We start from the raw sequence: 8,783 nt of genomic DNA on the forward strand, positions 1-8,783 counted from the left end.
GCGCGGAAAGCTTTCGTCAAGGCTGGGAGGCGTTTTTTTTTATGCTTGGACGGGACAGATCAGAGGATGCCAAGGTCCATGGCTTTAAGAATCTGCCTGGCCTCCTTGAAATCCTTCTGGATTTTTACAGCCTTTTCAAAAAATTCCCTGGCCTTGTCCATGTCCTTCATATCCAGACAGATACGGCCCATGTTGTAGTGGATATGGGGTTCATCCGGATGCACCTTCAGGGCTTTGGCATAATGGATCATGGCGTTCTGATGATCGCCCCGTTTTCTGTAGATAATGCCAAGGGAGTTAAAGACATTGAGGGATTCATACCCCAGGGCCAGCATTTCCTTTAAAATATCCTCTGCATGTCCGTCATTGTCTCTTTCCATGTGGATTTGGGCCGCGTGTCCAAGATACTGGTCTGCCAGATCATCCCGTCCCATGGCCCTGTAGGCCCGTCCCATGGCCTCATAGGCTTTGGCAAAGAGGCGATCCAGCTGGGTGGCTTTCCTGAAGGCTTCAATGGCTTCGGGATAACGTTTTTGAATGCTGCGGATGTAGCCGATATTGTAGTGGTATTCGGGGCCCTCTTTCTGGTCCAGAATGGATTTGAGCTGCGCCACGCCTTCTTTGAACCTGCCTGTGTCAATGAGGGAGACGCCTTTTTCAAGTTGGGTCTCGGTTTTGCGGATATGGGGATCTCGGGTCTGGCCCAGGCTTTTTGCGAGTTTTTCCTGGAGGATTCTGGGAGTAAATGGCCAGACCAGAAGGCCTGTGACCCCGGCATATCCGGCTTTCATGACCTTAAGGGAGGTGAATTCCGGATCCATCAGAAAAAAGGGCGTGTAGGCGAAACGTTCATTTTTGCGTATGAGGCTTAAAAAGCGAAGTCCCTGAATGGTGGGGGTGGTGTAAGCACAGAGAAAAAAGACGATCTCCTTTTTGCTGCTTTCCCAGACCGCTTCTTCAAAATTCTGCATGGCGGAGATACGGTCAAAACCCAGAAAGGAAACGGCCTTCAAGAGGGTTTCAAGGATGCCTTGATCCTCGTGGAGAATGAGGACAGAGCCCTTGGTTTCCGTTGGCGGGAGAATGGGCAGAGAGAAGTCAGAGGGTATCAAGGAGGGTTCTCCTTACGCGATCTGTGACGGAAAGTCCGTTCCTCAGCAGCCGCTTGTCTTCGATGAGGGTTTTCAGGCGCCCCATGAGCTGGGGCAGGGGACGGACACCCAGGAGAAAGGGGGCGTAAAGGGATTGTTTTCCATGGTAATCAAGAACTTTCATGGCCACATGATAACACCTGGCTTCCAGGGTATCAATATGATCAAGGGGGAGGGCCTGGAAGAATATTTCTCCCCAGGAATTCCGCATGAGCAGTTCTGCGGAAAAGGGCCGCGGGTCCTCCGGGTTCCGGGGGTGAGCGGATAAGAGAAGAACGATCCTTTCCCAGAAGGGCCTGGCGAGGAAAACCGCATCCGAGATGGGCATCCAGGGCTGGAGGGCCATAAAGAGGGCCTTCCAGTCCACTTCCTTTTCAAGGGCTCCGAAAAACCTGACATCCGGATGGAGGCGCAGGTGACTGTGATTGGGTCTGAAGATGCCATGCCCCATGCCCCAGCCCAGTACCCGGAGGATGTGGGAATCTGAAAAAAGAGGATTGTCACCACAGGAAGGGGCATCGGAAAAGAGCTGCCATTGCGGGGGGTGGGTTCCATCCGGATGCCATTTCAGATCCAGATGCCCATGGTGGAGGCTCCGCAGATGGAGGGAAGCCGGAGGAAGCCTTTCCCCCTGACCGTGATTGAGAATGCTTGCGGCCTTATGCCGGAGGATGGTGTGGGCTTCATTTGCGGGAGCTTGTTCCGGCGTGGGGCTTTTTTTTGTATCCCTTTCTCCGGTGTTTTCCAGGGCTGCGGTGTAAAGTTTGTGTACGCGTTGCATAAGGGCCTGGTCCAGAAGTTGTTTTTCTACCTCATGCCACTGGGAGTAGTGGAGGAGTTTCTGAAGCCTGGCGGCGTCAAGATGCCATTTTCTGACATAGTGGTTGAGAATTTTTCTTTTAGGGGAACCTTCCTGGGGAAGGCTGACCTGGGGAAAACCGCAGAGCCGGAGGAAGATGGCCATCTTGACTTCGGACATGGCCTGGGAATCCCCGGACTCCTGGTGAAAGGCCAGAACACGCTCAAAGGCCAGTACATAGGGGTCCATGGCATAATCATCCACCCGTGAGAGGGCAAAGTCCTGCCTGAGCTGGTCGCAGAGAAGGGGAGGATGTAAATCGTTTTTCAACTGGTAGCTTGCCGTGATACTGGCCTTGATCAGGGCTTTGACAGGATCTTCCGGAGCTTTGCAGATCTGCCAGAGAAGACCCTCAAGAATGTTTTCATGGGAAAGGGGGCCTGGGCATCCTAAGTCAATGAAGGATTCCTGAAGAAGGGCCCTTTCTTTGAAAAGTGCCTTCTGGTCAGAATCCAGGCCCGCAGGCAGTACGGCCCAGAGCGGAATTTTGCCCGCAACCATGAAAAAAGTCCTGTAGAATTCTTCCTTGAGCAGTACGGCTGGGGGTTTAACGGTTTTTTCATCTTTCAGATCCAGCAGGTTGTTCCTGAGCCTTTGGGCCGTATGGACAAAAAAACTGATTTCCTGGGAAAATTGTTCTTTTCCATGGCGTACGATGCGATGCAGTTTCTCATGGAAGGCCTGCATTTCTTCAGGAGTGAAAAGCTTTGGATCCACAATCACCCAGAAGTCAAAATCGGATTTTCCGGATTGGGTGAAGGTTCCAAGGCTTCCCATGTGATAAAGGCCCTGTACCGCAGGGTGCATGCAGGGGCTTTGCAGAAGTTCGCGTATTCTGGCGTTGTTTTCTCCCAGGCTCTGGGCAAATCCTGCATTCTGAAAATTCCAAAGCCCCGGATGGCGGTGGAGGGATTCCACATAGCCTGGAAAATCCGGCGCATTGATGTGGATGAGAAAGGGGATTTCTCTGAAAAGCTCCAGGCTGTTGGGCGGCAGGTAGCGGATCATCTCCCGGAGCCTTGCAATGTTGTAAAATATAAAATTTTTTTTGTTTTGTGCAATGAGACGCTCTATACTCTCCATCATGCCCTCATGCCTTGCATGACAGGATGCCTTGAATCTTGGCCCTGTCTTCTTAAAAAAAGAGACAGCTTTTTTTGGGGGACGGTCGGATATCCGTTTTTCGGTCCCCTGTGGCGTTGAATATGGTACATGAAAAAGCACGGGAATGGGTAAAATTCCGCCTTAAGCCCAAGAACCTGGGGTCGGGTGGTGGCATGGGGGCTGTGCCTGCCCATCAGAAAAGGGCATTTCTGGGAAGGAAAGACAATGGACAAGGAAAAGCAGCCCCACTCCGGTATTGAGCTGGATCACCTGGATCTTCCCGATCTTCCGGAGCTGGAAGAAGAGGATGAGCCCTTCGAAAGGGATTCCGACGCCGCCCTTCTCGAAGGGATCCTGGAAAGTCTGGACAGGGAGATGAAGGCGGGAAAATTTCTCCACACCTTTACGGCCCAGATTATTGAAATCAATGAAATTGTCAGAATGGAGTATGCTTCCAGCCGGGATATTGCCCAGGTGATCCTGAAGGATGTTTCTGTGGCATCCAAGGTCCTTTCTCTTGTGAATTCAGCCTATTACTCAAGATTTGGAAAGGAGGGGATCGCCAGTATCGCCGAGGCCATGGTGATTCTGGGGACGGAGATTGTCCAGCAGACGGCATCCACCCTTTTGCTTTTTGAATTCATGCAGGACATGGGCAAGGGGGGCATGCTCAAGGAAAAATCCCTGATGAGTCTCATGCGGAACATCATGGGCCGTGAAATTGCCGAAACAGCCGGATATCCGGAAAAGGACGCATTCCAGCTGGTGTCCATGCTCTATGACATCGGAGAGCAGGTGGTGATCTTCTGCAAGCCGGAAGTCTACCAGAGGATTGAACATTTTGCCGTGCGGGAGGATCTGGACGGGGAAACGGTTTCCAAAAAGATGCTGGGTGTTTCCTTTTCGGAAATTGGCCGGGGCATTGCCCTGGGCTGGGGATTTCCAAAGAGTATTGTGGAGGGGCTTTACCCTTTCGAGGATTTTGATCGCAAGGAAAAGCACTTATCCCTGCGAGACCTGAAAAGGCTTGTGGCTTCTTTCACCCATGAAATGTGCAGCATGGATGAGCCCATGGACAGGGTAGGGAGAAGGAAAAAGATTGAGGAGATTGTGGGGCGCTATGGCCGTTTTCTCGCCATGACGACGGAGGATGCCGAAGGGCTTCTGGACCATGCCCTGGCAAAGATGACCAGCCATGCGAGAACCCTGAAAATCCGTCTGAAGGATACCCGCTTTGATATGGATCGCTCCCGGACTGGCGCGGAGGCCGTTGCCCTGGGAATTCCGGAGCGGTCGGGGGAGGGGCTTGGTCATCTGGGAGTTCAGGAAGCCTGGGTGAAGGGCCGCATTGCGGCCATTGAAAAGGCCCTTGAAGCGGAGTTTCGCCTCAGTGATATTCTTTTGCAGGTCATTACCACGATTTATAAAGGGTTTTTCTTTTCAAGAATCGCCATCTGCATCCTGGACAAGGCCAATGGCATCATGACCCCGCGTTTTGTGCTGGGGGACGATATGGCGGATTTCGGAAAGAATTTTCGGTTTCAGGTGCAGACCTCGGGGGGGGATGTCTTCAATAAGGCGCTCAATACGGGGCTGGACATGCTGGTGGAGGACATGGAGAATCGGGAGTGGAACAGCAGAATCCCGGATTGGTTCACGGAAGGAGCCTTTGCCCCCTGCTTTGCCCTGTACCCCCTTCTGGTGGAGAAAAAAAAGGTGGGTCTGATTTATGTGGACTGGAGCAGGGAGTTCACACCACTTTTTTCCAATGAGGTGAAGATCTTCATGCAGCAGCTTAAAGGGCTGACTCTCATGGCCATCCGTAAAAGCAGAGGCTAGGCCCCATTCCCTTCTTCGTCCATCAGGCTGACGCCATCCATGAGCAGTTTCATGAAATGTCCCATGGGCGGTTTGTCTTTGTCCCTTTCCGGTAACTCCGGGTTGTAGATGAAACGTCCCTTTTTTTCCCTGAGAATACGGTAAAACGCCTCCTTTTCCCTGTGGGCTCCGTGGCGTGCTGCAACCATTTCTCCGTGGATCAGGGAAATGGCCGCTCTGGTTTCCGGAAAGATAAAAAGTAAAAGGCCGGTTTTTTCTCCCATTTTAAGCATCTGAAGAAGTTCGGGAATACCTGTGGTTTCAAGGGAGCCGGAAAGCCCGGCGCCGGAGGAGCCGATGTTGGCAAGGTCGGCTTTCTGAAGGCGTTTGGCCAGGCGCTGGCTTAAAAGCCGGGCAAAGTACATCTGCATGTCCGGATAGGTCTGGAGCATACGCATGAATTGCCTGCCTTCAAGGTAGAGAACCTTGCTGTTTTCCATGGCTTTGATGGTGGCATTGATCGGCTCTCCACTGATGAGGCTCATTTCTCCGAAAACGTCCCCTCCTTCCATGGTGTCGAGGACCCCTCCCTGGGTATCCATTACCGCGACCCTGCCTGAAACAAGAACAAAAAGATGTTTTCCCCGATCGCCCTTTTGCAGCAGAAGACTGCCTGCTTCATATTCCCTGGCTTTCATGCGTTGCAAAACCTCCTGGAGCTGTTGTGCGTCGAGGCTCTGAAACGCGGGATAACCGGAGACCACAGCGGTGAGGGGGTGGTGAGTCCTGGGCGGAGAAAAAGGGGGCGTATGGGTGAGAAAGGAGCGTATTTCCTTGAGTTCCGATGCAATGGCCTGCATGCCCTGGGCCAGATCCTGCAGCAGTCGTTGGGTCTGATCCGGCGTAAAGGCGGATTCCTGGGGCAAGGGGGGGGGATGCACCGGGAGCTTTTCAGGGGAAAAAGCGGGATTGCCGGATTCGGGGAATGCGGGGGAGTGAGCCGTTTCCAGGGTTCCGGCCAAAGGTTTGGGAAGACTTGGCGGGTTTTCCGGATTTCCGGGAAGGAGGATGGGCTCTTCCGGGTTTTGGATTTTTTCCTGGGTTTTTTTCAGAGGAGTTTTAAGAAAACGCAGAAATTTTTCAAAAAAAATCTGGGGATAAAGATTTTCGATGATAGCCAGGTTTTTCTGGATGAGATTCTGGGCGGCATTGCGTATCCCCTTGGCCGCTAAGGACTGGGGGTAACGGAGGATCAGGGCCTTTTGTTCCGCAAGGGCGTTTTCCACAGCACTGTCTTTGGGGATGATGCCAATGGGAAATAGTTCCATCTGAAGATGGGTTCGCGCTGCGGCAAGGAGCTTTAAAAGCACCATCCTGGCTTTTTCCATGCCGGAGGCATGGTTCATGATGACAAAGACAGGCTGGGTAAAGCCATTGAGGCGCAGGACTTTGAGCAGGGCATAGGCATCCGTGAGGGAGGCAGGGTCTGGTGTGAGGATGAGGAGCAGCTCGGAGGCGGCAAGGCAGAAGGCCAGTACATCCCTGGAAATTCCGGCTGCGGTATCCACGAGGATATAATCATAGGCAGCCAGGGTGGAAAATTCCTGGATGAGTGTCTGAAGCTCGGCTGCGGGCAGGGCCGTCATGGCCTCAATGCCCGAACTGCCGGGCAGGATATCAAGGCCTTCGGGGGTTCGGACGAGAATGTCCCGCAAGGGAATTTTTTCAAAAATAACATCTTTGAGGGTGCGTTCCGGATAGAGCTTGAGCAGGATGCTGACATTGGCAAGGCCGAGATCCGCATCCAGCAGGCAGGTTTTATGCCCCAGCTGGGCAAGGTAGAGGGCAAGGTTGGTGCTGATGTGGGTTTTTCCCACACCGCCCTTGCCGCTGCTGACGGTGATGATCCTTGGCATGGGCTCTGGCTCCTCCAGACGATGGGGATTGGGTGAAGTCGGTGCCCCGCCGGGGAGGGGGGCTCAGGAACGACCTTCGGGCTTTCAGAAAGGGGGCGTGTCTGTGGAAAAGAAGAGCGTCTGCTGGGCACCTTTGAGATCATAGGCAATGGTGTGCATCACCAGATCTTCGTTTTCATACAGGATCTGGTTGTGGATGGGAATACCGCCGTGAACATGTATTCTGCCCGTGGAGCGGATGCCCGGAAGGGAGATTTCCACATCAAAGACCTTGGCGTCCCGTGCGCGGATGTAGGGGGTATCCACAGGCTGGGTGCTGATGGGGGTGGTACGCAGGCCTGGGTTGATGAAGTCCGGGATGCGGTGGGCGCCGAACTGGAGATAGGCGGAGGGCATTTCCATGGTCTGGCCATCGCCTGTCCGGGTTGCCATGCGCAGGATGCGCATCTGCCTGTGGAGGGTTTTCATGGTTTCCTTATCCGGGCCCAGGGGAAGCTGGGTGGGATACCCTGCAATCTGAACCAGGGTGAGATTGGGCTGGCCGTTCTGGGATGCGGCATGGCTTTCCACTTCAAGGGTCACGGTATCCCCTTGGACCTCTATGACCCGGGTGGTACTCAAGATGATGTCTCCATCCGGATTGACGTACCGGGTGAGGGTGGTGATCCACTGCCCCTTGGCCAGGGGAATGCGTACATGACCTGGGGTGTTGAGATCCTTTGTCTGGGTGAAGGCCAGGGATTCCGCCATTTTTTCAAGAAGGGCGCGAGGGCCTGGGTCTGCGGTGGGGAGGGGTTGCGGACCACCGCAGGCCGTGAGTGTCAAGAGGGCGAGAACCATGGCGGAATACAGCAGCGTACGGTTTTCAGGCATGGGAACCTCCTTGTTCAGGCGCTTTTATTTTGCAGACAGCAGAGAGTTGATGGTATCCACATCCGCACCGCTAAGATGCCCGCCCCGCACAGCCAGATCCAGGGTGGCTCTGCCCAGGGCCTGGTACAGGGCGCAGCGCTGGGGACGTTTGCTGGCCATGGCTTCCATATGGCGGGAAAGGGTGGCGCTATCTCCTCGCATGAGGGGACCTGTGAGCGCCTGGGTGGGGGGCATTTTGCTGAGATTGGTGAGGGTGCCGGAAACCAGAGGACTGAGAAAGGCCATGGCCTGTTCTCCTTCAATGCCGGATGCTTCCAGAAGATCAAAGGCAAAATCCATGAGGGTGACAAGATAGTTGGAAGCCACCACAGCTGCGGCATGGTAGAGGGTTTTGGCCTCAGCGGCAATGGTGGCGCCCCGTGCCCCGAGCTGTCTGGCCATGGCAAGGCCGACTTCCACAGCTTCGGGCATGCCTTCTGCCGTCATGAGGATGCCCAGAAAGGGATTTTCGTCCGGATCCGGAGTACGGGAAAAGCTTTGCAGGGGATGCAGAGAGGCTGTGAAGGCTCCCTTCTGGGCTGCAGGCGCAAGCAGGCTTGCGGGTTGGGACCCGCTGAGGTGAAAGACGATCTGACCCGGACGGAAAAGGTTGTTTTCGGCAAACTCCGTGCAGGCCGGACCCAGGGCGTCATCGGGCAGGGCGAGAAAGAGGATGTCCGCTGCACGGGTAAGGCTCTGGGGATCGAGGATGGGGAGGGCTGTGAGTTCAGCGGCAGCGATGGCGGCTTGCCTGCGCGCGTCCCAGAGGCCACAGAGGGGCCAGCCTGCTTTTTTCAGGTGCAGGGCCAGATGGCTTCCGGCTCTGCCGCATCCGATGATACCTGTCTTGTGTGTCATGGGGAAATTTTTCCGGAATTTTTTCTTCAATTTCAGGTCTCTTCGAATGTTAATTAGCCCTTTCATGAAAATGGTACAAGGAGTATTTTCATGAAAGGATGCGGCAACGGAGCGATCAAGAGCCTTGGGGCTCAGGGAAAAAAGAAGATTTGGCAGGAGAGTTTT

The 8,783-nt window shown here is 54.1% G+C and carries 6 protein-coding genes; 1 reads left to right on the forward strand and 5 read right to left on the reverse strand.

The features are described 5' to 3' along the window. Positions 1–59 precede the first annotated feature (59 nt). Positions 60–1,112 (reverse strand): tetratricopeptide repeat protein, encoded by a 1,053-nt coding sequence (locus tag RBR60_RS13715; RefSeq protein WP_320357750.1) that lies wholly within the window; start codon positions 1,110–1,112, stop codon positions 60–62. Then, positions 1,099–3,096 (reverse strand): class I adenylate cyclase, encoded by a 1,998-nt coding sequence (locus tag RBR60_RS13720; protein WP_320357752.1) that lies wholly within the window; start codon positions 3,094–3,096, stop codon positions 1,099–1,101. Before RBR60_RS13720 ends, RBR60_RS13715 begins: the two co-directional genes overlap by 14 nt. 243 nt (positions 3,097–3,339) lie before the next feature. Here RBR60_RS13720 and RBR60_RS13725 point away from each other — a divergent pair, with 243 nt between their 5' ends. Further along, positions 3,340–4,953 (forward strand): HDOD domain-containing protein, encoded by a 1,614-nt coding sequence (locus RBR60_RS13725; RefSeq protein ID WP_320357754.1) that lies wholly within the window; start codon positions 3,340–3,342, stop codon positions 4,951–4,953. On the opposite strand, the gene RBR60_RS13730 is transcribed toward RBR60_RS13725, so the two are convergent. The 3 genes from RBR60_RS13730 to RBR60_RS13740 all read right to left on the reverse strand — a co-directional run bounded on the left by RBR60_RS13730 (position 4,950) and on the right by RBR60_RS13740 (position 8,618). Beyond that, positions 4,950–6,848 (reverse strand): cyclic nucleotide-binding domain-containing protein, encoded by a 1,899-nt coding sequence (locus RBR60_RS13730; protein WP_320357756.1) that lies wholly within the window; start codon positions 6,846–6,848, stop codon positions 4,950–4,952. The genes RBR60_RS13725 and RBR60_RS13730 overlap by 4 nt on opposite strands. Before the next feature lie 84 nt (positions 6,849–6,932). Next, positions 6,933–7,721, reverse strand: a complete 789-nt coding sequence (locus RBR60_RS13735) for a hypothetical protein (RefSeq protein WP_320357758.1) — start codon at positions 7,719–7,721, stop codon at positions 6,933–6,935. A gap of 24 nt (positions 7,722–7,745) precedes the next feature. Continuing rightward, entirely contained in the window at positions 7,746–8,618 is an 873-nt protein-coding gene (locus RBR60_RS13740) for a Rossmann-like and DUF2520 domain-containing protein (protein WP_320357760.1), read from the reverse strand. Positions 8,619–8,783: the final 165 nt, after the last annotated feature.

Origin of the sequence: Desulfobotulus sp. (assembly GCF_034006065.1) — a bacterium.
Lineage (GTDB): Bacteria > Desulfobacterota > Desulfobacteria > Desulfobacterales > ASO4-4 > Desulfobotulus.